The following is a 23924-nucleotide window of genomic DNA, read 5'->3' on the forward strand; positions in this document are numbered from 1 at the left end:
TTAAAATGAAAATTGAATTTCAAGTGCAAAACCTTAAGTGCGGGGGTTGTGCCAATACCATTGTATCCAAACTGGAAGCCATGGAAGATGTTGAGGAGGTACAGGTGAATCCGGAATCTGGAATGGTTGAGGTAAGCTATGGTTCTGAGCCTACAGCTGTGGCACTAAGGGAAAAATTAAGAACCCTTGGCTATCCTGTCTTGGAAGATGACAATGGGGTTTTGCTCAAAGCTAAATCGTATGTAAGTTGTGCGATAGGAAGATTTGGAAACTAAGCATCCTTTGATTTGGTTTTTCCGAAACCGTAAAAAAGTTGCCCCCAAAAACCTTTGGGCATATGCTCATCACCAGGATATCCCAGTGCAATGGTACCGCTATCTTCCGGAATGTAATTCGTTTTAAAAAGATAGTCCCAAAGGCTTAGGCTTATCCCAAAATTAATTCCATAACTCCCTTTGGGTAGAACATAGGAATGATGGTACAAGTGCATTACGGGATTATTGAAAATGTACTTTAATGGCCCATAGGTAATTTTGACATTGGCATGATTCAGGTGACCAATGGCAATGGCCGCAAAGTGTACAATAAAAGCCTGTTCCGGTTCAAAGCCTCCCAAGAGCATTACCCCAAAGGTTTTTAAAGGTTTGTACAGAATGTTTTCCATCCAATGGTACCGCAAGTGGGCAGCAAATCCCATTTCCTTTACACTGTGGTGCACCTGATGAAACCTCCATAGTACTGGAAACCGATGAAGCATGACATGGGTAAACCACTGGACAAAATCCAACACTATAAAAAAGATGAATAATTGAAGCCAAACGGGCCATGTCGTTAAATCGACAACTGCAAGACTTTTTGCAGTAATTCCGAGCTTACCAAAGAGGATTTCCAAAACCTTGTACGCCCCGCTTACCACAATGGCGAAGATGAAAAAGTTGAAAAACATATAAAAGCCATCCAGCCAGAAGTCCTTGCGGAAAATCGATTGACCTTTTCGCCATGGAAAGAGGATTTCCAAGCCCCATACGAGCAAGGAAATGATAATCAATCCCCAAAAATAATTGGTGTTCCATGGCACCTGAAATAGGATGGACTTCCATGTCCATTGTGCGGTGCCCAAAAAGCTGTTCGTAAAAGCTTCAATATATTCCATGACTAAATCTACTCAAGTTCGTACCACACAGTTTGGTCAATGTTTTGCCGTCTGCCCTTGGAAACTGGGGCATAGTTTTTGGCCAAATAAGTTAGGATAAGGTCTTCATTATTCCCTAAATCCCATAAGTTTTGGGTTTCTTGCATCCAGCGAATGGTAGCTTCCCAACCTTCCCTGCTCATGCGGTTCTGCGTCACCAATTTGGCCGAATGGCAATTGGTGCAATTTTGAATGGTCGCCTGCATGCCCTCATCGTCGACAAATCCCGTTGCCAGATGAATACCATTTTCTATGCTATCATCCACAGCAACAACGGGTATAATTTCATCAGTCTCTAATGCTGGTTTTGGTGGTCGATTGACCCAATAGAACAAGCCGACAAACAATACTATAAATAAGAGTAAAAATGAAAAGAGAAGTCTCGATAGCTGCTTCACTTGATGGTTAAAATCCCCATTCATGCTATACTACTTTAATGGCAATTCGGTGACAGGCATTGTTTAAATAACCCTTGGGATTCCAACCTGGTAATACCATGGGCTGACTTTTTCCATTTTGGTCTGTGGCTTTGGCCCAAACTTCATAATATCCTTTTTTGGGAAAGCTGATAGTGGCTGAAAAATGTTGCCAAGCCAACCTATTGACAGGCTGCTCCAACTTGCATTTTAGCCACGTACTTCCAAAATCAATGGAGTACTCCACTTGGGTCACTTGAAGCTCACCTGCCCACGCATGGCCATTGATATTCAACTTTCTGTCGGCTTTGATCAGGGCTCCACTTTTGGGGTAGGTAATCAAGGATTTTACGGGCATGGATTCTATAATGCACATATCCTCATCCTCAACCTTGGTCCCTGGGGATACAGTTTCACAAGGAACTCTGTACGAACTACCTCCCATTTTGGCTCCGTCATGTACTTTGTTTCGAACACTGATGCGGTTGATCCATTTTCCAGAGGCCGAAGCAGGCCATCCTCCACAAACCAATCGCAAAGGGTAACCATGGGCCAAAGGAATGTCCTCCCCGTTCATTTGAAAAGCAAGCAAGGTCTCATCTTGTAATGCCTTGGAAATAGGGACACCTCTGGAAATAGGTTCCTTGTTTGGGTCACCACTCAAATGGGTATCCGCAGCATGGTATCCAACATAAACTGCATCTGACTTGAGTCCCACGGATTCCAAAACATCGCGTAAGCGAACACCCGTCCATTGGGCAGAAGAAACTGCCCCTATCGTCCATTGGTTTCCTTTGGCAGGAGGATCAAACTCACTACGCCCGTTGCCACCACACTCAAGGGTTAATTGGTAGGTATATTGCCCAAACTTGCTTTTTAAATCTTGTAACGAAAATTGCTTTTGGGATTGCACGGATTCCCCATCAATGGTCAGGATCCATTGCGAGGCATCTATGTTTGTGGGGATGATACCATTGTTTCGGATGAACATGTATTGGTTTGGAGTGACCCGGTCATTCAAAAGATGGGCTTGGGCCTCCATGTTCCAAGGTTTGTTGTTGAGTACCACCATCTCCTTGTCCTTGCCAAAAAGCTTGAACGGGTCTTGGTCCTGCAAGAAAAGAGGAAGGTAATTGGAGGGAAGTTTGTTGGCAAAAACAATCTCAAAACCAAAAGTCCCAGCAAGGGTTCCCAATATGCTTTTGCCCAAGAAATTTCTTCTGTCCATAGTCAAAATTAGCTACCAAATCCAAGCATCAAAAGATACGGATTATAGCAGTAGGGACAAGCTTAAAAACGAATCAATTTATGCCGTGGGAGCATCACATTCTAAAGGGTTGGTTTGGTCAAATATGGGTAAAATGCATATTATCAGTAGAATATCGGCGTAAAGAGGTGCAACAACGTCCTTCGTCTACTTTTTTGGTTACGTACGGAATATAGTTATACCTTAAAAAGGTTCTTGAAGAACCTCGCTCAATAATCAACCATTATTACAGCAAAAACATGGGGAAAGGCATTCGTCTACAGTTAAAGGTTATACTGTTTGGTGTAGCATTCGGTATAATGGCATCAGGATGTGAAAAAGATACAGGTGAACCCAACGGAGGGTTGTTCTTACCTGAAGGATTTAAGGCCACCGTCATGGTGGATAGCATAGATGAACGGGTAAGGCATTTGGCAGTGGCACCGGAAGGTCAAGTGTATGCCAAATTGCGCAATTCAAATGAAAATTCGGCTATTGCTGTTCTGCACGATCCAAATAATGACGGCAAAGCCGAAGAAGTCCTCAAGTTTGGAGGTTACCGAAAAAAGCAAAAATGGAGCTATGCAACCGCTATGCATGTGTATAACGGCTACCTTTATTTTAGCTCCGAGCTGGTGGTTTATCGCTATAAATTAACTCCTGGAAGCCTGATTCCAGAAGGAGATGTGGAAGTGGTTCTTACAGATGACCATGAACACGGTAAGCATGAGCATATTGGCAAGCCTTTGGCTTTTGATGATCAAGGGAATATGTATGTGCCCTTTGGTGCTCCATCCAATGCCTGCCAGAGTCCAAAAAGAACCCCAGGAGCTCCAGGGCAGGATCCATGTCCGGATTTGGAGAAACATGGAGGCATTTGGAAATTTGATGCCAATAAACTGAACCAGACCCAGGAAGATGGGCAAAAATTTGCGACTGGGATTCGTAGCGTAGTGGCTATGGATTGGAATCCGGATGATAAGAACCTCTATGTGGTTGTCCATGGGCGGGATGATTTGTTGCGATTGTTTCCAAATAAATTCGATGGCTGGCAGAGTGCCTTGCTTCCATCTGAAGAATTTATAAGGGTTGAGGAAGGTTCTGATTTTGGATGGCCCTATTGCTACTATGATCAACTACAAGAGAAAAAGGTCCTGGCCCCTGAATATGGTGGGGATGGCAAAATAGTGGGTAGATGCGAGGAGTGCGATGACCCCATAATTGGCTTTCCAGGCCACTGGGCTCCCAACGATTTGGTTTTTTATCAAGGTGATCAATTTCCCGAACGCTATAAGAACGGGGCTTTTATTGCTTTCCACGGATCCACAAATAGGGCGCCCTATCCGCAATCTGGATATTTTGTAGGTTTTGTACCTTTTAAGAATGGAGAGCCTTCTGGAGAATGGGAGGTTTTTGCGGATGGTTTTGCCAAAGTAGACCCCATTGTTAGTGTTAGGGATGCAAAATTCAGACCGATGGGAATTGCATTTGGCCCTGATGGGTCTATGTTTTTATCAGATTCCGTAAAAGGAAAGATTTGGAAAATTGTTTTTGAAGGCGACAAGGCAACTTTTGGTGAAACTGACTTGGCCGCAATGGAAGCAAGAAAGGAGTTGTCCCATATTCGTACCCCTGACGAAATTGAAGATGACCTGACCAAGGATGAAATCATTTCAGGGGGAGCACAAACCTATTATACCTATTGCAGTGCCTGCCATCAAAGAGATGGTCAAGGTGCTACAGGAAGGTTCCCACCACTGGTGGACACCGATTGGGTTACAGGGGATAAGGAACGTCTTATCGGAGTTACCTTGGAAGGAATGGACGGTAGCATTGAGATCAATGGAACTGTTTATAACGGTGTAATGCCCCAGCACAGTTTTTTAAGTGATGAAGATATAGCGGAGGTCCTTACCTACATCCGATCGAACTTTGGCAATGATGCAAGTGCCATTTCCGAAGAAGAGGTTCAAGCGGTACGAGCAAAATTGGATACGCAGGAAGAAGAAGACGAGAATAACCATACCCATTAAATAGAACATATTATGAAAGCAAATCCAATCCTCAGCCTATTGCTATGTTGCGCGTTTGCTGTTACCACATTGCAGACGCACGCTCAGGACTATGACATTCTGATTAAGAACGGTCATGTCATCGATGCAAAAAACAACATTGATCAAACCATGGATGTGGCCATAAGCGATGGAAAGATTGCCAAGGTGGCCTCAAACATTCCCAAGAAAAGCGCAAAAAATGTTGTGGATGCCAAAGGATTGATTGTATCCCCTGGATTTCTGGATATCCATAGCCATAATTTTTATGGTACCGTACCCATGGGCTATCTAAGCAATAGCTTTTCGGCCTTGCCTCCAGATGGGTTTACGTTTCGGAGCGGAGTAACCACCGTTGCTGATGCAGGAGGGGCAGGCTGGCGAAATTTTAAAGTATTCAAGGAACAGGTAATAGACCGATCCAAAACCCGAGTATTGGCATTTTTGAACATTATAGGTTCGGGAATGAAAGGAGGCGCGGTAGAGCAAAACCTTGCGGATATGGACCCAAAATTGACCTCAATGGTGGCTAAGCAATACCCCAACGATGTCGTAGGGGTAAAATTGGCGCACTATAGTGGATATAACTGGCTTCCTACCGAGCGTACCGTTGAAGCTGGTACCTTGGCAGATATACCGGTAATGATTGATTTTGGTGGAAGTGATCCTGAACTTCCGTTGAACATACTCTTTCTTGAGAAGCTAAGGACAGGAGATATCTTTACCCATGCTTATGCCAACGTAAGGGGCCGTACTGCTATTGTTGATGATAACGGAAAGGTGCGAGATTACGTTTTTGAAGCTCGAAAAAAAGGAATAATTTTCGATGTGGGCCACGGTGGGGGAAGTTTTCTTTTTGATCAAGCTATTCCAGCCTTGGAACAGGGGTTCAAACCCAATTCGATCAGTACGGACTTGCATACGGGCAGTATGAACGCTGGTATGAAGGATTTGAGCAACATCATGTCCAAATTTTTGGCGATGGGGATGTCCTTAAAGGAAGTGGTGCATGCCGTTACCCATCACCCGGCCACCATTATTAAAAGACCCGATTTGGGACATCTTAGTGAAGGCGCTGTAGCCGATGTTACCCTGATCAGTGTAAGAAAGGGGGAATTTGGGTTTGTGGATGTCCGAGGAAAAAAGATTACAGGTTCCGAGCGTATTGAATGCGAACTTACCCTTAGGGAAGGGAAAGTGGTCTGGGACATGAATGGAATATCCAAAGAAGAATGGAAAGCTAACTAACTACATATTTATGAAAAAACAACATAAGATCCTGCTTGCGATTGGACTCGTCTGTCTTGCCGCTGGAATTGCATTTTTGGTAACAGGGAACACCCAACTTTCAGGACCTGCCTTGGTCCTCTTTTTCCTCTTATTGGCCTTGGCCTTAAGAGGGCATTCCTTTTTAAAAGGGTTCTCCTACACCATTTTAATTTTTGCGGCGGTCACTTTGGCCATGTACTATCCATCCTATTTTCAGGAAGCTGGTGGATTTGAGTTCAAGACCTTGATTGTGCCGCTGTTGCAGATCATCATGTTCGGAATGGGGACGGCCATGAGTTTTAAGGATTTTATGGGTGTGGTAAAAATGCCCAAGGGCGTATTGGTGGGATTGGTATGTCAGTTCACCATAATGCCGGTTTTGGGATTTGGCATAGCCACCCTGTTTGCTTTTCCGCCTGAGATTGCGGCTGGAATAGTTTTAGTGGGATCTTCACCAAGTGGTCTGGCATCCAACGTAATGGCGTATTTGGCCAAGGCCAATTTGGCCCTTTCGGTTACCCTAACGGCGGTTTCTACCTTATTGGCTCCCCTAATGACCCCATTATTGATGGAGGTATTTGCGGGCGAATTTGTACCCATTGATTTCTGGAGCATGATGTTGAGTATTGTAAGAATTGTGATTCTGCCTGTGGCGGTAGGACTATTGTTCAACCACTTTTTTCACGGAAAGGCAAAATGGTTGGATAAGGCCATGCCCATTGTTTCCATGGCAGGGATCGCCTTTATTATTGTAATCATTACAGCTGCTGGTAGGGATAGCCTATTATCTATTGGATTATTCCTGGTTGTTGCTGCCATCTTGCACAATATGGCGGGCTATTTTATGGGTTATTGGGGCTGCAGGATTTTGAAGATGAAAGAACAGGATTGCAGGACCATTGCCTTGGAAGTGGGAATGCAAAATGCGGGATTGGCTTCTGGAATTGCCCTGGAAATGGGCAAGGTGGCCACCATTGGATTGGCACCGGCCATTTTTGGCCCATGGATGAACATTTCAGGTTCCTCTTTGGCCACCTGGTGGCGCGAAAAAAGCCCTTTTAAAAACGAGAATCAAGAAGAAAAATAAAAATTTAAAAATGAAACCAACCCTATTCAAGTATTGTAAAACAGTCTGTTTAGTAGCCTTTATTCTTGTCCAAGCTTCTGTTCAAGGACAGACCACATCCAAGGAACAAATCCTTTTCCTGACACCACAGTGGCAGGGAGAACGCTTTGATGATGGACGGCCTAAAGTGGCGGATGACGTTTTGGAGCGAATGAAAAAGGTAACCATAGAAGAAGCCTGGGGTGTTTTGAGAAATGAAGGATATTACAACCAGTTTGAAGGTGGCTGGCAGCCCTTACATGATGACGTAGTGGTGGTAGGAAGAGCACTTACGGTTCAATACATGCCCAATCGCCCGGATGTGGCGACCGTGATCAAAGAAAACGGAACCAAACAGGGAAGGATTGGAAATACCAATTCCTGGCCCATAGACATGTTGTCTGAGGGGGACGTCTATGTTGCCGACGCCTTTGGAAAAATAGTGGACGGAACCTTGATCGGTGATAATTTGGGAAATTCCATCTATGCAAAATCTAAGACCGGGGTAGTTTTCAATGCTTCCAGTAGGGATATGGAAGGACTCTCGGAAATAGAGGGCTTTAACGCTTTTGTGCGTGGTTGGCACCCGTCATTTTTGACCGAGGTGATGCTACTGGGCATCAATCAGCCTATTCGAATGGGAGCTGCAACCGTATTGCCGGGAGATGTGGTTTTGGCAAAAAAAGAAGGCGTAGTTTTCGTCCCTTCGCATTTAGCTGAAAAAGTGGTGGTTACCTCCGAAGTGGTAAGACTCCGTGATTTGTTCGGTATTTCCCGATTGAAAGAGGGCAAGTACACTCCTGGGCAAATCGATAATAAATGGACCGATGAAATTGAAAAGGATTTTTCAGGATGGCTTAAAGATCATATCGATGAGCTTCCCGTTCCCAAAGAGCAGATTCAGGAGTTGCTCAAAAAACGCATGTGGTAAATCAGTAAATAACTAAAATCAAAAGCATACAAAATGAAAAAAGTAACAAATAGAAGATCATCGTTGAAGCGCATAGGATTGGGTGTGGCCGCTTTTTTTGGAGCGGGCACTGTATCTGCGCTAGCAAAGGAGAAAAAGGCTGTAAAGGAAGTTGTAGGGGATGTTGTTAACGACCAGGATGTGCCCTTGTTTTCAGGGTCGGTAAGACATGGCAACACCCTTTATGTAGCAGGAAAAGGAGCTCATTTTGATGGGGATATCAAAGCTCATACAGATCATGTGCTTAATGAAGTAGAGAAAGAATTGGTCAAAAACGGAACCTCAATGGACAAGGTTTTGAAAGTGAATGTTTACCTCGCAGATTTGGCCGATTATCATAAAATGAACGAGGTATATAGAGGTCGATTTGGCAAAAACCCACCTGTGAGAACTACCGTGGCAACCTATGGCGGTGTGCCAGGAAATTCACTGGTAGAAATAGACTGTATTGCCGCATTGGATTAACACTAAGAACAGAATCATGATCAGCAGAAGAAAATTATTAAAAACATTGTCCAGCCTTCCCGTAATTGGAGGTTTGGCTGGAGCAGGATTGTTGACCCCTCAAACTATTGGGGCCAATATGGCTAAACCTGTAGGCAGGAATTTATTTAAAGAACTGGGCTTAAGGACTTTTATCAATGCCGCTGGAACATACACTTCCATGACAGGCTCCATGATGCCCAAAGAGGTGGTGGAAGCCATCAAATTTGGAACAACCGAGTATGTGGATCTAGACCAATTACACGACAAGGTTGGCGAACGTATTGCGGAACTTTTGGACTGTGAATATGCCACCGTATCTTCCGGAGCTTTTGGTGCCATGACTATAGGTTTGGCAGGTGTGATTTGCGGGATGGATCAAAAAAAGGTTTCCCAATTGCCCGATACTTCAGGACTTAAAAATGAAGTGATTCTTCAAGAAGCCCACGATATTGGATATACCCATGCCCTGTTAAATACAGGCGCCAAATTGGTAAAGGTCAAAACCGCCAAAGAACTGGAGAAGAAAATCAATGATAAAACGGCGATGCTCTGGTTTTTGAATGCCAATACGGATCAAGGGGAAGTGGACTATGAGGAATTTGTGGCCATTGGAAAAAAGCACGGCATACCAACTTTTATAGATTGTGCCGCTGATGTTCCTCCTGTGGAAAATCTATTTAAGTTCACCAAACTAGGTTTTGATCTTGTTGCATTTTCAGGAGGTAAAGGGATAAGAGGGCCACAAAGTGCTGGACTATTGCTGGGCAGAAAGGATTTGATTAAAGCGGCACGATTGCATACCCCACCAAGAGGCACCACCATTGCAAGAGGAATGAAGGTGAACAAAGAAGAGGTTTTTGGGATGTTGGTAGCCCTTGAACTTTATCTGAACAAAGACCACAAAAAGGAATGGGAAATGTGGGAAAATCAGATTCAACTGATCAGCGATAGCGCAACTTCGGTTGATGGGGTAGAATCTGAGATTCATGTACCACCCCATGCCAATCATGTACCATCGCTACGGATAAAATGGGATCAAAACAAAGTCAAGATTACCCCTGAGGAAGCCCGTAAAAAGCTTAAGGAAGGACATCCTTCCATTGCTACCGTGGGCAATAAGGAAACCATAGGGATTACCACATGGATGATGGTCCCTGGTCAGGAAAGGATTGTTGCAGAGAGACTTAAGGAAATTCTGGCCAATGCGTAACTTTGGGAAACACCAAAACGTTTAAACCAGACTAAAATGAAAAAGTACTTTCTATTTGTTTTGACCATTGCCTTTATATCATGTAAAGAATCACCTCAAGCCCAAGAGGAACAAAAGCCGGTTGAAGCTGATCCTGTTGCTGTAAGTGATTACGATCCAGAAGCCAAATTGGCTGATCTAAACATAACTCTTGGTACACCTTCCTCCCCAGTTGCAAACTATGTGAACGTGGTGCGGACGGGCAACCTGCTGTTTTTGGCTGGAAAAGGGCCAACCCAAGCCAACGGGGAATTGATTACCGGGAAAGTGGGTGGTGACTTGACTGTGGAACAAGGATACGAAGCAGCGCGGGTTACCGGAATTAACCAACTTACAGTTCTTAAAGCGGAATTGGGTAATTTGAACAAGGTAAAACGTGTGGTAAAAGTATTGGGGATGGTAAATGCCGTACCCGAATTTGGCGATCACCCAGAGGTCATCAACGGCTTTTCCGATTTGATGGTTGAAGTCTTCGGTGACCGTGGGAAGCATGCCAGAGCCGCGGTTGGAATGGGCTCACTTCCACGTAACATTGCCGTGGAGATTGAAATGATCGTAGAGGTAGAGGACTAAGAAATTTTTGGTTACCAATCTATTTCCTATGCTACCGGGAAATCCCTTGTGTAACTTTGGTTACCTGAGGTTTCAGGTCAAGTGTTTTACTTTGGAAAAATTTTATTCTAGGTGGACCTAATATTACAACCCTGGCCGTGGTACGTTTCTGGACCCTTGATTGTCCTTGTTATGGCGCTATTGGTATTAATGGGCAAGCGTTTTGGCATGTCAACCAATTTGGAAACGATGTGCTCCATAGGTGGTGCGGGTCGAATTGCGGACTATTTTAAAACCGACATTAAATCCAAAAATTGGAGCTTGATGGTGGTTGTTGGGGTGGTCATTGGAGGTTTTTTAGGCGCAAATCTGCTATCTTCCGAAGCGGGTGTGGCCATTTCTGAATCTTCAATTACGTCTTTGAATGAACTTGGCTTTTCAAGTGCAGGAAGTGCTTACTTACCTTCAGAGCTTTTTTCAGTGGAAAGCCTATCCAGTCCTTTCACTTGGATTATTTTAATAGTAGCGGGGTTCTTGGTAGGCTTCGGTGCCCGTTATGCGGGTGGATGCACTTCGGGACATGCTATTTCAGGTTTGAGCAATCTTCAACTTCCCTCCTTGGTAGCGGTATTGGGCTTTTTCCTTGGCGGCCTTATCATGATCCACTTCTTGTTTCCCTTAATTTTTAGTCCATGAGAAATGTAGCTTTTTTAATAGTCGGTACCTTTTTTGGGATTGTGCTCTACAAATCCGAGGCAGCTTCTTGGTTCCGAATCTACGAGATGTTCCAGTTCGATGCTTTCCATATGTATGGGATTATTGGGTCCGCGGTAGGTTTGGGGGTATTGTTTGTACAATGGGTGAAACGTTCCAAAGCCAAATCATTTCAGGGGAATGAAATTGTTATAGCCGATAAGAAAAGGAACTTCGTTGCCAATGCTGTTGGGGGTGTTCTTTTTGGTTTGGGTTGGGCATTGGCTGGCGCCTGTCCTGGACCCATGTATACGCTGGTTGGAGCGGGATTCGTTCCCATTCTGATTGTCCTTTTTGGAGCTTTACTGGGCACTTTTACCTACGGTCTTCTAAAAAGCAAACTGCCGCATTAGTATTTGATTCCCAAAAAAACATATTTTTGCTATCCGTTTATGGGAATGGCCCCGTAGTTCAATGGATAGAATAGAAGTTTCCTAAACTTTAGATGCAAGTTCGATTCTTGCCGGGGCTACAAAGTAGACACGCAAAGGTGTTCAGCACCCAAAGCAAGGCTTTGGAATCGATGTTTATGCCGTACTTGGTTGCGGCAATTCTTGCTGGGGCTACAAATTTTCTTCAGCTTTCCCATTTCTTGGTTACCTTAGCAAAAAACAGTTCCTAAATGGAAAAGAAGGTTAAAAACGTGTTTGTTGAGGGAGCCATAAACCCCTCATTTATTGCGGAATCCATAGCGCATCATCAACATAAGACCCAGATTGGGGCACATGATATTTTTTTGGGGCAGGTTAGGGCCGATAAAATTGACGGCAAAACTGTGGAGGCCATAGAGTACACAGCTTATGAGGAAATGGCCAACCAAAAGTTCCATCTGATCAGGGAAAGCGCGTTTGACCAATACGACCTTACCTGCATGCATATTTACCACAGTTTGGGCAAAGTTCCGGTGGGAGAACTTTGTCTGTTTGTATTTGTATCGTCCCCGCATCGAAAGACTGCTTTTGACGCCATTCGTTATGTTGTGGAGGAGATAAAAGCGCAGGTTCCCGTTTTTGGAAAAGAGATTTTTGAGGATGATTCCTATCAATGGAAGGTAAACACTTAAACCTATGGTAGATATTACCCAAAAACAATCCACCCATAGGACTGCCATTGCACAAGCAGTGGTCAAGGTTAGCAGACAAGAAACCATAATGGCCATTCAAAATGGTACGGTTCCCAAGGGCGATGTTTTTTCCATGAGCAAGGCCGCAGGATTTTTAGGGGTTAAAAAAACCGCAGACTTACTTCCGGATTGCCATCCACTCCCAGTGGAACACTGCGCAATTGATTACACTATTGACGGTTTGGAAATTGCCGTTGAAGTGATGGTGCAGACCTTTTATAAAACAGGAGTGGAAGTGGAGGCCATGCACGGAGCAAGCGTTGTGGCACTGAATATGTACGACATGCTCAAGCCTATTGATAAAGGTGTGGAAATACATCACATCAAGCTTTTAAAGAAGACCGGGGGCAAATCGGATATCCACAACGGATAATTTTTATAATTTTAAGAGGCAATTGATGATAAACTCGCTCCGATGTCCAATCCTAAGAGAGTCATTATCGATTATAAAAAGCTTACCCCTGGGGTACTTCAACTTTTAGTTCAAAAGTATCCTGATGGATATGGGGACAGGGATATCATTAAGTTTAAGAATATCAAAGGAGAGGCTATTGAAGCGGTTGAAGTGACCACCATTGATACTATTTTTTTGGTCAAAATCAGTTCAAAACTTCAACGCACTATCATCAATTTTGATGAAGCGGATGCCACAGTTCTTGGAATGGACAATTCATCAGCGCATGGATTTAGCTCGGAGGAAGAATAGCTCTCACTTCTGACCTAAATTGCGCAACATTTCAGTAGTGGTGCTGTCCAAATCAAATTTGGGTTGCCAACCCCAATCCCTTTTGGCAAAACTGTCATCAATACTGCAAGGCCAGGAATCAGCAATCTGCTGTCTAAAATCAGGTTGATAATCCATCTGGAATTCCGGAATATGCTCTTTGATGCTTTGGGCAATTTCATTTGGGCTAAAGCTCATGCTTCCCAAATTATAGGATGATCTCACAGTGATTTTTGCGGTATCTGCCTCCATCAAATTCAAGGTTGCACTGATGGCATCATCCATATACATCATGGGGAGCTTAGTGTCTTCCCTAAGAAAACAGTTGTATTGCCCCGTTTCCAAAGCTTTGTGATAGATCTCAACCGCATAATCTGTGGTACCACCGCCCGGCATGGTCTTCCAACTTATAAGTCCTGGATAACGAACACTACGGACATCAATCCCAAACTTGTTGAAGTAATATTCGCACCAGCGTTCCCCAGATTGCTTGCTAATGCCATATACCGTGCTAGGTTCCATAACTGTACTTTGGGGGGTGTTCTCTTTAGGTGTATTTGGTCCAAAAACGGCAATGCTGCTGGGCCAAAAGATTTTACTGATTTTCCTGTCTTTTGCCAAGTTGAGAACATTGAACAAAGAGTTCATGTTAAGGTTCCAGGCCCGCATGGGGAATTTTTCAGCTGTGGCGCTCAACATGGCTGCCATGAGGTATACCTCATCAATCTCATAATGCATCACCACATCTTCAATAGCCTCATAATTGGTAGCGTCCAAAAGCTCAAAGGGACCTGAATCCATAAGGGATTCACTTCCCTCCCTAATGTCGCTTGCTATTACGGTGTCCTTCCCATATTTGGCGCGCAATTCCATGGTTAGCTCCGTGCCAATTTGACCGCATGCTCCAAGAATAAGAATTGGTTTTTGCATTTAAAATGAAGTTAATTGAGTTAGCCCGTAAAGATAGCCTTTATTAAAATTTGTACATTCGTCCATGCGAAAATTGTTAGGGTTATTGGCAGCAGGAATTGTTCTAATGGGATTGGGATGCAAGGATAAGAATGCAAGCCAGGAGGAGTCCACTTTTGAAGAACTTGTTTTCAACTATCAAAAGATGCCACAACGAACGGTTTTGAATACCAAGGCTAACGAGCTGTTGGAAGACTGGCCTGAATTTAGGGCATTCAACTCAAGTTTTGATGTCTTGTACAAGGCCAGGAACAACGAAGATCTTGCTTTGGCACTGGATGATTTGATCGATAAACAAAGCCTGTTGGAGAAATCGCAGTATCCAGCAATGTTTGACGCCTTTGAGATCAAGAGTCGGTTAAGGGTGGTAAAGACCTATTTGTTCAAAGCCAAATCCCACGTGCTTAATAATAGTGAGACAACGGAGCCTACCATTGAGATGATCAAGGCCTATAACGCCATGCGGGCGCAACTCAATGTTGTTGTTAATAGTCAATTGGACAAAAAACTGATTTTGGATGAAGAGTAGTTTCTTGATGCTGATTTGGATGATTTGCGCTGTATCCTTACAAGCCCAAACTGATGATAAGCAACAGATAGATCAACTGCTGGATGCATGGCATTTGGCGGCTTCCAATGCCGATTTTGAAGGTTATTTTTCCAGAATGACGGATGATGGGGTGTTTTTGGGAACAGATGCCACTGAAAATTGGCAAAACAAGGAATTTAGGGAGTTTTCCAAACCCTATTTTGATCGCGGAAAGGCATGGAGTTTTACCGCTGTGGAGCGAAATATTTATATCAACGAGTCCAAAGATTTTGCTTGGTTTGATGAGTTGTTGGATACCCAGATGAAACTATGTAGGGGCTCTGGAGCCCTAAAAAAAGAAAATGGGCAATGGAAGATTGCCCATTATGTGTTGTCCATAGCCGTTCCCAACGAAAACGTGTCGGAATTGATCGAGCTCAAAAAAGAAAAAGACAGTTTGCTTTTGCTAGAGCTACGCAAGCAATAGATCTTAATTTTCTCCTTCCGGTTTTTCTTTTCTGGATTCCAAAGCTTGTTTGCTCAAACTTGCCAGGTTAAAGTTGGCATCTATTTTAAGCGCTTCATCTATAGAGGCAATGGCGTCGTCTATCTTGCTTTTGTCCTTGTTGTAAATAACCAACCCTTGTAGGTGATAAAAGGCAGCCTTTAAAGGAACTTCGTAGGGTTGTTGCCTTTCATAAAAGGCATATTTCATATCATCTTGGGCGTTGGTAATACCATACTCAATATTAGCGGTTGCACCCTCTACATCACCAGTCAGAATTTTTAGATCAGCCAATTCGTAGGCGAGATAAGCAGAAGGAGTTCTCGTAAAAAGAATCTCGAAATGCTCCAAGGCACGCTTAGGTTGATTCAGGGCCTTTAGGGAAACAGCTTTTACCTGTACGGCCAAATCAGAGTCATCACCATTTTTTTCTATGCCAATGGTATTTAAGGCTTGCATGTGTTGACCGTTGTTCATGTACACAAAGGCCAAAGTATCTTTTCGTTGTTTGGAAGGGGATAAAACATTCAAGTGGGTAAGTGCCCCTATAACTCCATTGATGTCACCTTGCAAGCGCATCTCCTGATAGTAGTCTTGGTAGTGTTTTAATAGCTCACTTTGTGTCTGGGAAATTCCGTTGAAGCCTACGAACAAGAGCAACAACACAACTAACTTTTTCATTTGTTCACGTTTAGGTGCGCCAAAACTAAAAAAATTATTGGTATGATGCTGTTAAAGAATACTATATGAATCAAAAACAAAAAGATGCCCTGTGGACATCTTTTTCACTAGCAAGTTTTTTGATTTACAGAGCCATCATGGCAATGTCCTTATCCGTGTATTGTTTTAATAAACTGGCATAAAATGCCAAACTCTTAACATCCTTTGAAAGACAGGATTTTAGAAAATCGCATAGATTTTTATAAAAGAGATTTACCGGCATTGTAGATACCACCATATTGATGGTTTTTGGATCATATTCACCATCATCAAGGACCACATCCATTTTTATGCGGTGATTGTGATAGTCAATTTCCACATCGGCCGCATTGTAATGCTTTCTCAAAATGGACTGATGTAATTCTTGAAATCTTGAGGTTATGTTTTCTCTTGTACTACTTTTTGTAATCAAATTCTCCATCTCCATCAAGATTCTTGTTGTTAATCTTGAATTTCCCATGACATGTATAACTTAATGCTTATATAAAGTTAACGCTGTCAGTCGTAACATATTAGAAACCAAGAGTTTAATTAACTTAAATTTATCTTAATTGTTGTGAAATGTGTTGTCTGTGTGGTCAACTACAAAGCTATAGAGGTATTGAACATATGGGGTTTATCAAGAAAATTCTTACTAACGACAGTTTTCCCTGGGTTTTTATTGGAATCCTCGAGGTAGATGGGTGCAGGAATGCCCAGTTTTTGGGCCTGTTCCGTATAAAAATCCTGTTTAGCAGGATGATGGGGGTAAACCCCATTGAACAGCTCTCCCCAGTACCCTTTTTCCAAGATGGTAATGATCATATGGATGCAATCTTCCAAGTGAATGAGGTTTATGGGGTCATGCCCATTACGGAGACCTGTTCTTCCAGATAGCATGGTCACGGGATTTCTTTTTGGTCCTATGAGTCCTCCAAAACGTATAACTGTGGTTCTGATGGCTTCATCGGTCTGGAAGAGTTTTTCCGCCTGTACCAGTTGCTTGCCAGATTCAGTATTGGGCATGGTAGGTGTTGCTTCAGTGACCTCACCACTTACATCCCCATAAACCGCTGTACTACTGATGAAGATAATCCCTGATACCGACGAGCCTTTAATTTCCTTATGAAGCAATTGCATCTTGGCAATAAAACTCTCTTGGTTTGTCCCTCTTAATCTTGGCGGAACGTTGATGATGAGTGTATCAATTTGAGATAAAAAATCTTGGATTTCCCCGTCTATTTTAGACGCTGATAAGGAGACCACATATGGATTAATGCCAGCATTTTTAAGTAATTCCAACTTATCCAAAGATGTGGTGGTCCCATGCACCTCGTAATTTTTCTGTATTAGCGACTTGGCCAATGGAAAGCCAAGCCACCCACACCCTAAAATCCCAATTTTTTCAGTCAAATCGCAAGGTTTTTGTTACCAAGATCGCATCGTTCAAAACAAAGGGCATTGGAATGCTGTAGTCGGGTCGTGGCGGAATGGTGAAATCTTTATGGGAAAGGAGATCATTGGAGGACTCATAAAACGTCAACTCCAACTTTTTGTCTTTCGGAAAACTCAACTCCAATTCCGTATAGTCATTGTTACTGATATAATGTGTAATGAGTCTTTGTTTTCGATTGGCGAGAAAACTATCAGAAAGGATAATCCCATTTACCTTGACCGCATTAAGTTGGATGTCATTGGTAAATACTTCCAATCGGTTGACCTTTCTTTTAGGGGTAACACAAAGCTCTAGAATGCGCTCGTTCCCAATAATGGTATCCAGGAGTGTGTCTATCCAAGGGGTAGGGATGTCCTTTTTGGGAGCCTCTTTGACCAATCTGAACCCTGTACCATATTTACTTGCTAGTGCATTGTAATCCCCAGAATCTACTTTCCTTTTTCCCTCTCCCAAAAACTGTGCGTTCCAATCAATCAGGCTTTTATCATAGGTTGCCCAAACTGCGGAGTCGTTATCCGCATTGTACACATAGAGTAAGCTACTAGGCTTGGGCTTTTCTGCGGAGAATTTGGAATTTATATGGGCTGATATACCAAAAGCAAAGAACAGGAAAAGGAATACATAGGCAAACCGCTCTTTGTTTTTGAGTTGACCTAGAAATGGGAGTGCCAAAAAGAACAACAAGGTGGTAAATACTGTTGCCGCTACCATCATTTTAAGACCGAGTCCAACAGGAAACATTTTAATGAAGGGAGCATGGATAAAGATAGCGGGCAAGGCTAGGAAAACCAGCAACAATGGATTTGGTTTATCTTGATTGATAAGGACCATTAGGGCCGCTAAGGTTCCAAACAAGGGAACTATAAAAAAACTGGCTCCCTTAAGGTACATCCCAACCAATATGCAAATAATCAGCCATAGAAAAATGGGTGCGACCAAAAGGTTGGCCGTTTTTATTTTTCGGAATTTATGGTATACCCAAAAACAAACAGCTATTGAAAACATGGCATAAACCACAATGTAGAGATGCCCGTTATAGGTGAATCCATGAAGCATATCATTGAATTCCCCGTACCACCAAGTGATCATGGACCAAGCAAAGTAACCCAGGATTCCATTGATTATAAGTGAAACCAATGCTGGAACAAATCCTTTCCCTATATCTATGAAGTTGAGTTTTTGATGTTTTAGACCATAGCCCAAAAGGAATAGAAAAATGAGAACTGCTGCGATTAGCATAGGCCATATCCAAGAAAAAGGATAGGAAATCAATCTAAAAAATGGAAGATTGAAATAGATATAATCACTCTCAGCTTTTAGCTGATCAAGATCAGCTTCACTAAAGTGGGCCAATAAAGGCATTAAATAACTGCCTTGATGTGCAAGTGTATTTCTATCAAGGCGTTCGTAGGTGTCCAAGGCAGTATGATAATCATAATGGTCATCAATAAAGGCAAAATTAAAGCCTTGAATGTCCCCATCTTCCCTAAAAACCGTGAGATCCGTATCATTCGGCAACATTTTATAGATGCTATAGGCCAAAGAATTGGCCACTGGGTATTTTGGGCTGGCCTTGGTAAATTCCTCAATCAATCTAGCATTGCCCCGATTGGTCTCAATGAGCATGTAACTGGGGCCGCCACTACCTCTTGCCTCAAAGTTTAGGACAAGTCCCACATCCTTGGCCCAAGGGTGTTTGTTTACAAACAGGTCGGCACCATTAAGTCCCAATTCCTCTGCATCTGAAAAAAGAATGATAATATCGTTTTTGGGCGTTTTGTTTTCAGATAAAAAGGCCCGTACTCCTTCCAAAATGGTGGCCACACCACTGCCCGCATCACTAGCCCCTAACGAGGAGTGGGGACTGCTATCGTAATGGGTGAGTAAAAGCAAAGCTTTCCCGTTCCCTGAACCTTCTATTTTGGCCAGAATATTGGTCACCCTGCAAAGACTGGCCCAATCCCCCGCAGTATACCCCTCTTGGGTAGTGGTTTGCAACCCTAATTTGTTAAGTTGGGAGATAATGTAGGTTTTGACATTTTCATGTCCTGGAAAACCGACTCCATGAGGCTCTTTGGATATGTTTTTCACATGTTCCAAAGCCCTATCTGTAGCGAAAGTTTGAGGTGCCTTGTCAACATCACCTCTGTATTGCGGCATTAGGGCCCGATAGCTCCAATACACAGAGAAAACCAGCAGAAGTAGTGCAAGATTTTTAGAAAATTTCATAGTTCGATTAAGTTGGCTCCCAAAAATATGAAATTCTTAAACCTTAGCACGTTCATTGCCAATAATTTAAATAATTCGTTAAAAAAGCCTATATTTATTAATCAACCCTAAAAGTAAATGATATGGCAATCAAGAGTTTTCAAGGTGTTCGATCTAAAGATGCTTCAAAGAAGGAATATGATGCGCCAATTCTTGTGGAGGACTATATGACCAAAAAATTGGTCACGTTTTCACCGGAACAGTCTATTTTGGAAGTGATGGAGGCGTTTGCCAAATATCATATCTCCGGTGGTCCGGTGATGGATAAAAATGGGTTTTTGGTAGGAATTATTTCCGAGGCGGATTGCATGAAGCAAATTTCCGAAAGTCGATACTTCAATCAACCCATTTTGGATAAGAGCGTGGAGCGATTCATGACTAAAAATGTGCAGACCATCCCGCACGATATGAGCATTTTTGACGCTGCTGGTGTTTTTGATAAGCACAATCGCCGCAGGCTTCCTGTGATGAAGAATGATATTCTGGTGGGACAGATCAGTAGAAAGGATATTGTGATCGCAGCGCTGAAGCTTAGTGCCCAGAATTGGAAAAAGTAATTCTGGCTACTCCCGTTTTACAATGATGTAATTGTCATTGTCCAATGGCAAATAACCTAGATCGTACACAAAATAATAGGTGCTTCCTTTTTTGGTGGTGTAAAGGTTTGTGATGTATTCAAAATCGAAACCTTTGTCCATCAGACGCATTTTTGTTGTCCTGGTTTTTCCTTCTTTTAAAGGAAAACTATCCAGGATGCGGTAGTTTTTACGTAACCGATTGTTGATGTTTCGGACCAGGTTTTTGCTGTCCTTGTTTAGCCTGTTGTTATAGGCATTTCGGCAATGATCGGAACAGTACTTTTTATCAATTCGCCCAACGAGCACATCACCACATTCCAAACACTTCTTCTCGGACATATCTACTGCATTTACTCCACAACAATATCGTATTTTTTCAATAAACCGATCAGATTGTCCTTGCTGAATCTTGTTTTTTTAAGCTGATTCCGTTCTGGAGCTATATTCAAGTTGAAAGAAGAGGACAGGTCGGCTCCGTTCAGATTGGTAAGCTCAAAAATGGCATTTTCCAAATTACATTGGGAAAAAACAGCCTGACTAAGGTCGGCCTCCGTAAAGTCAGCACCGCCAAGGATACAATCCAAAAAAGGTGTGGCCTTCAGGGTTAAGCCATAAAAGGAACTTAAGGTTAGATTGCAACCATGGAACCGGACACTGAACAAAAGATCATTGCAATCTTCAAAACGTAGCCCTACCAACTTACAGCCATGGAATTCGGTTTCCTTAAAAATGGTGTGCTTTATGTTCGCATTGGTCATATCGCAATCCACAAATTGGCATTCCATAAAGTTTTGGTTGTCCAGATAGCCCTCTGAAAAATTACAACCTTCAAAAACGCAATTTTCATATTCTCCCTTATCCAATCGGGTTTGGGAAAAATCTTGATTTTTAAAAGTCTTGTCAGCGATAAAGGGAAGGTTCATGGGTTTTGAATTGAAGTATAAAGATAAATAAATGTTAAAGCTTGGATTTATTTTGGAACAATCATTCCAAAATGTATATGTTTGTATTGGAATGAACGTTCCAAAATAAAATATAAATCAAAAATTACTTTAAAATGGGAAAACTCGAAAACAAGGTGGCCGTAGTAACAGGAGCCACAAGCGGAATAGGTTTGGCAACCGCCAAAAAGTATCTGGAACAAGGCGCTAAGGTAGTGTTGACCGGAAGAAATCAGGAAAAACTGGAAGCGCTCAAAACAGAGCTTTCCGGAGAATATCTTTTGGTAAGAGCAGAGGCCTCCAGCACTGCGGACAGCCAGCGGCTGATTGAAAAAACCATTGAAACATATGGAAATATTGACATTCTGTTCCTAAATGCAGGCGTATTTCGTCTAGAGGGAATCAATGAACTGACTGAGGATATTTATGATGAGGTTTATGACATAAATGTCAAAGGACCTTTGTTTACCGTGAAGACCGCCTATGAGCATTTGAATGAGGGAGCCAGCATTATATTCAACACCTCCATAGTCAATGTCAAGGGTTTTGCGGGAATGGCTGCTTATGCATCAAGTAAGGCAGCACTTCGGTCCTTGACCAGGACATTGGCTGCCGAATTTGGACCTAAGGGTATCCGAGTCAATGCAATTGCTCCTGGCCCCATTGATACGCCACTTTACGGAAAACATAATGTGCCTCAAGAAAATGTGGATCAAATGGCTTCCAGTCTACCGTCCATGGTCTCGCTTGGAAGGTTTGGCACGTCATCAGAAGTTGCAACAACAGCTTTGTTTTTGGCTTCTGAAGACAGCAGCTATATTACCGGTGCTGAAATCCCGGTGGATGGCGGTTTGGCGCAGGTTTAGTTTTTGAATAAATTTGGAACATATATTCCAAAATATATGCCAAGAACGAAACAATTCAATGAAGAGGAAATATTGATCAAGGCCATGGAACTCTTTTGGGAAAAGGGGTTCCATGCCACATCAATGCAAGATTTGGTTTCGCGTTTGGGTATTAACCGAGCAAGTCTCTATGACACTTTTGGTGGAAAGGAGGAATTGTTCAACAGGGCATTTTCCCGTTATAGGAATGCTACCAGTGATATGCTCCGCAGCCTGTTTGAAAAGGCACCAAGTGTCAAAGGAGGGTTTCAACAACTTTTTGATATGTCCATTAGGGAATCCATGGAAGATCCATTCCGAAAAGGATGTTTTGTGGTCAATACCACTACAGAACTTATCCCGGGAGATGGGGAATTGCTTCAAATTTTGAATGAGAACAAGTCCAATATGGAACATTTTTTTGCCCAATGCATCCAAAAAGGAATTGCAGAAGGGGAATTCCATAAGGATATGGACGCAGAAAGTGTGGCCGCAATGCTCTATACCCTCTACAGTGGCATGCGTGTAGTGGCCAAGGTAGACCCCGACCCGATCAGGCTTAAAAAGATGTTGGATACGGGGCTTTTCATTTTAGATCAGTAGTACTTTCGGTAATTGAAAACCAGCTCTTTCGTTTTTCCTTCTTCTCCTATCACCACAGATACCCGCATTTCGTCCTCATCCAGTTTTTCCATGGTAAGACCTTCAAAATAGACCTTGTCTTTTTCCAGTTTTACCAGCTTAAAATCAACTGTCTCCTTTTGGGTTTCCCAGCCGGTCAGATCCCCATTAAAATGTTTGAGTTGCAGTACAAGGGTATTGTCCTTTTCTTGGATATGCCCAAACTCGTAAAAGGAAATTTTACCCTCATAAATCAGCTTAAACGAAAACATCATGGATCCTCCCAAAGGGGGACTCCAAATTTCCTCGACCTTTCCCCCCAAAGCTTCACCCTGCCATGATCCCTCTATCCAGGCGACCCCATCCAAAGTGGCATTTGGGGAAGATTCCCCTTCTTCCAATTGCAGAGTGTTTTGAGCATGGGTCAAACCCCAATTCAAAAGTAAAAGCGGTATTAAAAGTCTCATGATGTCCTTTTTTTAAAGGACGAATGAGGCGCGTTTATTTGGACAATTCAAACTTGATGTTCACAGAAGTTTCCACTTTGATTTTTTCAAAATCGATGTCAAGCGGTTGGGCTTCGCTCGCATCCATGGACATGGTTTTCATCTCCATTCTGGGTTGGTTATATCTTGGATAATAGGGAGTAGAGGTGTCCATGATATGAATGGCAGCTCCTACTTTTTGTCCAAGGGGAGCAGTTAACGCCTCAGCTTTTTTCTTGGCCTTTGCCACCGCTTTGGACTTGAGCTCCAACTCCAGTTCCTCCATTTTGGAGTACTCGGTTTTTTCCAAATAGGTATTGGCGATGCCTAATTTTTCCAAGGCCATCAAGGCTTCGGCAGCTTTCTTTCCAGAGTGGACCAAAAGGGAATATTGCTTGCTTTTTAAAACTTCTTTTTGTCGTAAAAAGTACTTTTTGAAATTACTGCTCAAATCTTTGATCACCAATTGTTTTTCCAAATCAATGCCCAACGCCCTAAGGCTGTTGGCCATCTTGTTTTCCTGCTCTTCCACGGATTTGCGTCCCTTGGAATCTTTTTCTTGAATGGTAATATTCAGGAAAATTTTGTCCGGTGTAACCAAGGTGTCCACCCTGGCTGAGGTTTCTAAATATGGAATATCCAAAAAGTTTTTGGTCTGTGAATACGTGGTCATGGTTAAGGCAATAAATAAGGATAGTGTTATAAATTTTTTCATGATACTGATTTTAGTGGGGGATATGCAACTTCTGTTCCAAAAGTAAACTTAATATGTATACGCACTATATAAAGTTGCGCGCTTATGATGGATTCCTTTGGGTTTTAAGCCCTTTCATCGTAATATTGAGCATGGGAT

General features: G+C 42.7%; 30 protein-coding genes and 1 tRNA gene. 19 read left to right on the forward strand and 12 right to left on the reverse strand.

All coding sequences use genetic code 11. From position 1 onward, the window contains the following. Positions 1 to 5: 5 nt before the first annotated feature. The gene (locus ACOOE0_RS06890; protein WP_420401734.1) at positions 6 to 275 is read left to right on the forward strand and encodes a heavy-metal-associated domain-containing protein; all 270 of its coding nucleotides are present in this window, start codon (positions 6 to 8) and stop codon (positions 273 to 275) included. Here the strand turns inward: ACOOE0_RS06890 and ACOOE0_RS06895 are convergent. The 3 genes from ACOOE0_RS06895 to ACOOE0_RS06905 are packed head-to-tail and all read right to left on the reverse strand — an operon-like array spanning position 272 to position 2836. Then, positions 272 to 1153: a sterol desaturase family protein gene (locus ACOOE0_RS06895; protein WP_420401735.1), complete on the reverse strand. Its 882-nt coding sequence runs from the start codon at positions 1151 to 1153 to the stop codon at positions 272 to 274. The genes ACOOE0_RS06890 and ACOOE0_RS06895 overlap by 4 nt on opposite strands. An 8-nt stretch (positions 1154 to 1161) precedes the next feature. After that, entirely contained in the window at positions 1162 to 1614 is a 453-nt protein-coding gene (locus ACOOE0_RS06900) for a monoheme cytochrome C (RefSeq protein WP_420401736.1), read from the reverse strand. Position 1615: 1 nt separating this feature from the next. Then, positions 1616 to 2836 (reverse strand): sulfite oxidase, encoded by a 1221-nt coding sequence (locus tag ACOOE0_RS06905; RefSeq protein WP_420401737.1) that lies wholly within the window; start codon positions 2834 to 2836, stop codon positions 1616 to 1618. Between the two features lie 278 nt (positions 2837 to 3114). Between ACOOE0_RS06905 and ACOOE0_RS06910 the strand changes: the two genes are divergently transcribed. The 13 genes from ACOOE0_RS06910 to ACOOE0_RS06970 all read left to right on the forward strand — a co-directional run bounded on the left by ACOOE0_RS06910 (position 3115) and on the right by ACOOE0_RS06970 (position 13118). Continuing rightward, on the forward strand, positions 3115 to 4887 hold the full coding sequence (locus ACOOE0_RS06910) for a PQQ-dependent sugar dehydrogenase (RefSeq protein ID WP_420401738.1): 1773 nt from the start codon (positions 3115 to 3117) through the stop codon (positions 4885 to 4887). Between the two features lie 12 nt (positions 4888 to 4899). Continuing rightward, a complete protein-coding gene (locus ACOOE0_RS06915) occupies positions 4900 to 6153 on the forward strand; it encodes an amidohydrolase/deacetylase family metallohydrolase (RefSeq protein ID WP_420401739.1) in 1254 nt (417 codons plus the stop codon). 10 nt (positions 6154 to 6163) lie between these two features. Then, positions 6164 to 7261: a bile acid:sodium symporter family protein gene (locus ACOOE0_RS06920; RefSeq protein WP_420401740.1), complete on the forward strand. Its 1098-nt coding sequence runs from the start codon at positions 6164 to 6166 to the stop codon at positions 7259 to 7261. Positions 7262 to 7271: 10 nt separating this feature from the next. Beyond that, on the forward strand, positions 7272 to 8210 hold the full coding sequence (locus tag ACOOE0_RS06925; protein WP_420401741.1) for an RraA family protein: 939 nt from the start codon (positions 7272 to 7274) through the stop codon (positions 8208 to 8210). Positions 8211 to 8243: 33 nt separating this feature from the next. Continuing rightward, positions 8244 to 8714 (forward strand): RidA family protein, encoded by a 471-nt coding sequence (locus ACOOE0_RS06930; RefSeq protein WP_420401742.1) that lies wholly within the window; start codon positions 8244 to 8246, stop codon positions 8712 to 8714. A 16-nt stretch (positions 8715 to 8730) separates the two neighbouring features. Next, entirely contained in the window at positions 8731 to 9945 is a 1215-nt protein-coding gene (locus ACOOE0_RS06935) for an aminotransferase class V-fold PLP-dependent enzyme (RefSeq protein WP_420401743.1), read from the forward strand. Between the two features lie 36 nt (positions 9946 to 9981). Then, positions 9982 to 10557 (forward strand): RidA family protein, encoded by a 576-nt coding sequence (locus ACOOE0_RS06940; protein ID WP_420401744.1) that lies wholly within the window; start codon positions 9982 to 9984, stop codon positions 10555 to 10557. Between the two features lie 111 nt (positions 10558 to 10668). Beyond that, positions 10669 to 11232: a YeeE/YedE family protein gene (locus ACOOE0_RS06945; protein ID WP_420401745.1), complete on the forward strand. Its 564-nt coding sequence runs from the start codon at positions 10669 to 10671 to the stop codon at positions 11230 to 11232. After that, positions 11229 to 11642 carry a DUF6691 family protein gene (locus ACOOE0_RS06950; RefSeq protein ID WP_420401746.1) on the forward strand — a complete coding sequence of 138 codons (414 nt, stop codon included), beginning with the start codon at positions 11229 to 11231 and terminating at the stop codon, positions 11640 to 11642. The genes ACOOE0_RS06945 and ACOOE0_RS06950 overlap by 4 nt, the downstream gene beginning before the upstream one ends. A 47-nt stretch (positions 11643 to 11689) precedes the next feature. Further along, positions 11690 to 11761: transfer RNA gene (locus ACOOE0_RS06955), tRNA-Arg, on the forward strand. A gap of 150 nt (positions 11762 to 11911) precedes the next feature. Beyond that, a complete protein-coding gene (locus tag ACOOE0_RS06960) occupies positions 11912 to 12352 on the forward strand; it encodes a molybdenum cofactor biosynthesis protein MoaE (protein WP_420401747.1) in 441 nt (146 codons plus the stop codon). 4 nt (positions 12353 to 12356) lie between these two features. Next, positions 12357 to 12785: a cyclic pyranopterin monophosphate synthase MoaC gene (gene moaC / locus ACOOE0_RS06965; protein WP_420401748.1), complete on the forward strand. Its 429-nt coding sequence runs from the start codon at positions 12357 to 12359 to the stop codon at positions 12783 to 12785. Positions 12786 to 12827: 42 nt separating this feature from the next. Beyond that, a complete protein-coding gene (locus ACOOE0_RS06970) occupies positions 12828 to 13118 on the forward strand; it encodes a hypothetical protein (RefSeq protein ID WP_420401749.1) in 291 nt (96 codons plus the stop codon). Positions 13119 to 13121: 3 nt separating this feature from the next. Here the strand turns inward: ACOOE0_RS06970 and ACOOE0_RS06975 are convergent, their stop codons facing one another. Continuing rightward, positions 13122 to 14066, reverse strand: coding sequence for an NAD-dependent epimerase/dehydratase family protein (locus tag ACOOE0_RS06975; protein WP_420401750.1), 945 nt, complete (start codon positions 14064 to 14066; stop codon positions 13122 to 13124). A gap of 64 nt (positions 14067 to 14130) precedes the next feature. On the opposite strand from ACOOE0_RS06975, the gene ACOOE0_RS06980 reads away from it, so the two are divergent. Both ACOOE0_RS06980 and ACOOE0_RS06985 read left to right on the forward strand, forming a co-directional pair. Beyond that, positions 14131 to 14634 (forward strand): hypothetical protein, encoded by a 504-nt coding sequence (locus ACOOE0_RS06980; RefSeq protein ID WP_420401751.1) that lies wholly within the window; start codon positions 14131 to 14133, stop codon positions 14632 to 14634. Next, complete coding sequence (locus ACOOE0_RS06985; protein WP_420401752.1) at positions 14624 to 15121, forward strand: nuclear transport factor 2 family protein; 498 nt, start codon at positions 14624 to 14626, stop codon at positions 15119 to 15121. Before ACOOE0_RS06980 ends, ACOOE0_RS06985 begins: the two co-directional genes overlap by 11 nt. 3 nt (positions 15122 to 15124) lie before the next feature. Here ACOOE0_RS06985 and ACOOE0_RS06990 read toward each other — a convergent pair whose 3' ends face one another. The 4 genes from ACOOE0_RS06990 to ACOOE0_RS07005 all read right to left on the reverse strand — a co-directional run bounded on the left by ACOOE0_RS06990 (position 15125) and on the right by ACOOE0_RS07005 (position 19523). Next, a complete protein-coding gene (locus tag ACOOE0_RS06990; RefSeq protein ID WP_420401753.1) occupies positions 15125 to 15820 on the reverse strand; it encodes a hypothetical protein in 696 nt (231 codons plus the stop codon). Positions 15821 to 15944: 124 nt separating this feature from the next. Beyond that, positions 15945 to 16319, reverse strand: coding sequence for a hypothetical protein (locus tag ACOOE0_RS06995; protein ID WP_138836255.1), 375 nt, complete (start codon positions 16317 to 16319; stop codon positions 15945 to 15947). A 122-nt stretch (positions 16320 to 16441) separates the two neighbouring features. Continuing rightward, on the reverse strand, positions 16442 to 17251 hold the full coding sequence (locus ACOOE0_RS07000; RefSeq protein ID WP_420401754.1) for an SDR family oxidoreductase: 810 nt from the start codon (positions 17249 to 17251) through the stop codon (positions 16442 to 16444). Beyond that, positions 17244 to 19523, reverse strand: a complete 2280-nt coding sequence (locus ACOOE0_RS07005; protein WP_420401755.1) for a M28 family peptidase — start codon at positions 19521 to 19523, stop codon at positions 17244 to 17246. Before ACOOE0_RS07005 ends, ACOOE0_RS07000 begins: the two co-directional genes overlap by 8 nt. Positions 19524 to 19645: 122 nt before the next feature. On the opposite strand from ACOOE0_RS07005, the gene ACOOE0_RS07010 reads away from it, so the two are divergent. Then, a complete protein-coding gene (locus tag ACOOE0_RS07010) occupies positions 19646 to 20119 on the forward strand; it encodes a CBS domain-containing protein (RefSeq protein ID WP_138836249.1) in 474 nt (157 codons plus the stop codon). Positions 20120 to 20125: 6 nt separating this feature from the next. On the opposite strand, the gene ACOOE0_RS07015 is transcribed toward ACOOE0_RS07010, so the two are convergent. Together ACOOE0_RS07015 and ACOOE0_RS07020 are read right to left on the reverse strand one after the other, a co-directional pair. Continuing rightward, entirely contained in the window at positions 20126 to 20479 is a 354-nt protein-coding gene (locus tag ACOOE0_RS07015) for a hypothetical protein (RefSeq protein ID WP_420401756.1), read from the reverse strand. An 11-nt stretch (positions 20480 to 20490) separates the two neighbouring features. Next, on the reverse strand, positions 20491 to 21063 hold the full coding sequence (locus ACOOE0_RS07020) for a pentapeptide repeat-containing protein (RefSeq protein ID WP_420401757.1): 573 nt from the start codon (positions 21061 to 21063) through the stop codon (positions 20491 to 20493). Between the two features lie 134 nt (positions 21064 to 21197). On the opposite strand from ACOOE0_RS07020, the gene ACOOE0_RS07025 reads away from it, so the two are divergent. Together ACOOE0_RS07025 and ACOOE0_RS07030 are read left to right on the forward strand one after the other, a co-directional pair. Then, positions 21198 to 21947, forward strand: a complete 750-nt coding sequence (locus ACOOE0_RS07025) for an SDR family NAD(P)-dependent oxidoreductase (protein WP_420401758.1) — start codon at positions 21198 to 21200, stop codon at positions 21945 to 21947. Positions 21948 to 21983: 36 nt separating this feature from the next. Then, a complete protein-coding gene (locus ACOOE0_RS07030; protein WP_420401759.1) occupies positions 21984 to 22568 on the forward strand; it encodes a TetR/AcrR family transcriptional regulator in 585 nt (194 codons plus the stop codon). On the opposite strand, the gene ACOOE0_RS07035 is transcribed toward ACOOE0_RS07030, so the two are convergent. Both ACOOE0_RS07035 and ACOOE0_RS07040 read right to left on the reverse strand, forming a co-directional pair. Further along, positions 22562 to 23053 carry a DUF6265 family protein gene (locus ACOOE0_RS07035; RefSeq protein ID WP_420401760.1) on the reverse strand — a complete coding sequence of 164 codons (492 nt, stop codon included), beginning with the start codon at positions 23051 to 23053 and terminating at the stop codon, positions 22562 to 22564. The two genes, ACOOE0_RS07030 and ACOOE0_RS07035, sit on opposite strands and share 7 nt — an antisense overlap. A 34-nt stretch (positions 23054 to 23087) precedes the next feature. Further along, the gene (locus ACOOE0_RS07040; protein ID WP_420401761.1) at positions 23088 to 23786 is read right to left on the reverse strand and encodes an SIMPL domain-containing protein; all 699 of its coding nucleotides are present in this window, start codon (positions 23784 to 23786) and stop codon (positions 23088 to 23090) included. Positions 23787 to 23924 lie beyond the last annotated feature (138 nt).

The sequence above is a fragment of the Flagellimonas sp. genome, assembly GCF_965215805.1.
Lineage (GTDB): Bacteria > Bacteroidota > Bacteroidia > Flavobacteriales > Flavobacteriaceae > Flagellimonas.

Excerpts from the sequence above, each read along its gene's own strand:
- ACOOE0_RS06890 (WP_420401734.1), top strand. The coding sequence starts at position 6 with ATGAAAATTGAATTTCAAGTGCAAAACCTTAAGTGCGGGGGTTGTGCC.
- ACOOE0_RS06895 (WP_420401735.1), bottom strand. The coding sequence starts at position 1,153 with ATGGAATATATTGAAGCTTTTACGAACAGCTTTTTGGGCACCGCACAA.
- ACOOE0_RS06900 (WP_420401736.1), bottom strand. The coding sequence starts at position 1,614 with ATGAATGGGGATTTTAACCATCAAGTGAAGCAGCTATCGAGACTTCTC.
- ACOOE0_RS06905 (WP_420401737.1), bottom strand. The coding sequence starts at position 2,836 with ATGGACAGAAGAAATTTCTTGGGCAAAAGCATATTGGGAACCCTTGCT.
- ACOOE0_RS06910 (WP_420401738.1), top strand. The coding sequence starts at position 3,115 with ATGGGGAAAGGCATTCGTCTACAGTTAAAGGTTATACTGTTTGGTGTA.
- ACOOE0_RS06915 (WP_420401739.1), top strand. The coding sequence starts at position 4,900 with ATGAAAGCAAATCCAATCCTCAGCCTATTGCTATGTTGCGCGTTTGCT.
- ACOOE0_RS06920 (WP_420401740.1), top strand. The coding sequence starts at position 6,164 with ATGAAAAAACAACATAAGATCCTGCTTGCGATTGGACTCGTCTGTCTT.
- ACOOE0_RS06925 (WP_420401741.1), top strand. The coding sequence starts at position 7,272 with ATGAAACCAACCCTATTCAAGTATTGTAAAACAGTCTGTTTAGTAGCC.
- ACOOE0_RS06930 (WP_420401742.1), top strand. The coding sequence starts at position 8,244 with ATGAAAAAAGTAACAAATAGAAGATCATCGTTGAAGCGCATAGGATTG.
- ACOOE0_RS06935 (WP_420401743.1), top strand. The coding sequence starts at position 8,731 with ATGATCAGCAGAAGAAAATTATTAAAAACATTGTCCAGCCTTCCCGTA.
- ACOOE0_RS06940 (WP_420401744.1), top strand. The coding sequence starts at position 9,982 with ATGAAAAAGTACTTTCTATTTGTTTTGACCATTGCCTTTATATCATGT.
- ACOOE0_RS06950 (WP_420401746.1), top strand. The coding sequence starts at position 11,229 with ATGAGAAATGTAGCTTTTTTAATAGTCGGTACCTTTTTTGGGATTGTG.
- ACOOE0_RS06960 (WP_420401747.1), top strand. The coding sequence starts at position 11,912 with ATGGAAAAGAAGGTTAAAAACGTGTTTGTTGAGGGAGCCATAAACCCC.
- moaC (WP_420401748.1), top strand. The coding sequence starts at position 12,357 with ATGGTAGATATTACCCAAAAACAATCCACCCATAGGACTGCCATTGCA.
- ACOOE0_RS06970 (WP_420401749.1), top strand. The coding sequence starts at position 12,828 with ATGTCCAATCCTAAGAGAGTCATTATCGATTATAAAAAGCTTACCCCT.
- ACOOE0_RS06975 (WP_420401750.1), bottom strand. The coding sequence starts at position 14,066 with ATGCAAAAACCAATTCTTATTCTTGGAGCATGCGGTCAAATTGGCACG.
- ACOOE0_RS06980 (WP_420401751.1), top strand. The coding sequence starts at position 14,131 with ATGCGAAAATTGTTAGGGTTATTGGCAGCAGGAATTGTTCTAATGGGA.
- ACOOE0_RS06985 (WP_420401752.1), top strand. The coding sequence starts at position 14,624 with ATGAAGAGTAGTTTCTTGATGCTGATTTGGATGATTTGCGCTGTATCC.
- ACOOE0_RS06990 (WP_420401753.1), bottom strand. The coding sequence starts at position 15,820 with ATGAAAAAGTTAGTTGTGTTGTTGCTCTTGTTCGTAGGCTTCAACGGA.
- ACOOE0_RS06995 (WP_138836255.1), bottom strand. The coding sequence starts at position 16,319 with ATGGGAAATTCAAGATTAACAACAAGAATCTTGATGGAGATGGAGAAT.
- ACOOE0_RS07005 (WP_420401755.1), bottom strand. The coding sequence starts at position 19,523 with ATGAAATTTTCTAAAAATCTTGCACTACTTCTGCTGGTTTTCTCTGTG.
- ACOOE0_RS07010 (WP_138836249.1), top strand. The coding sequence starts at position 19,646 with ATGGCAATCAAGAGTTTTCAAGGTGTTCGATCTAAAGATGCTTCAAAG.
- ACOOE0_RS07015 (WP_420401756.1), bottom strand. The coding sequence starts at position 20,479 with ATGTCCGAGAAGAAGTGTTTGGAATGTGGTGATGTGCTCGTTGGGCGA.
- ACOOE0_RS07020 (WP_420401757.1), bottom strand. The coding sequence starts at position 21,063 with ATGAACCTTCCCTTTATCGCTGACAAGACTTTTAAAAATCAAGATTTT.
- ACOOE0_RS07025 (WP_420401758.1), top strand. The coding sequence starts at position 21,198 with ATGGGAAAACTCGAAAACAAGGTGGCCGTAGTAACAGGAGCCACAAGC.
- ACOOE0_RS07030 (WP_420401759.1), top strand. The coding sequence starts at position 21,984 with ATGCCAAGAACGAAACAATTCAATGAAGAGGAAATATTGATCAAGGCC.
- ACOOE0_RS07035 (WP_420401760.1), bottom strand. The coding sequence starts at position 23,053 with ATGAGACTTTTAATACCGCTTTTACTTTTGAATTGGGGTTTGACCCAT.
- ACOOE0_RS07040 (WP_420401761.1), bottom strand. The coding sequence starts at position 23,786 with ATGAAAAAATTTATAACACTATCCTTATTTATTGCCTTAACCATGACC.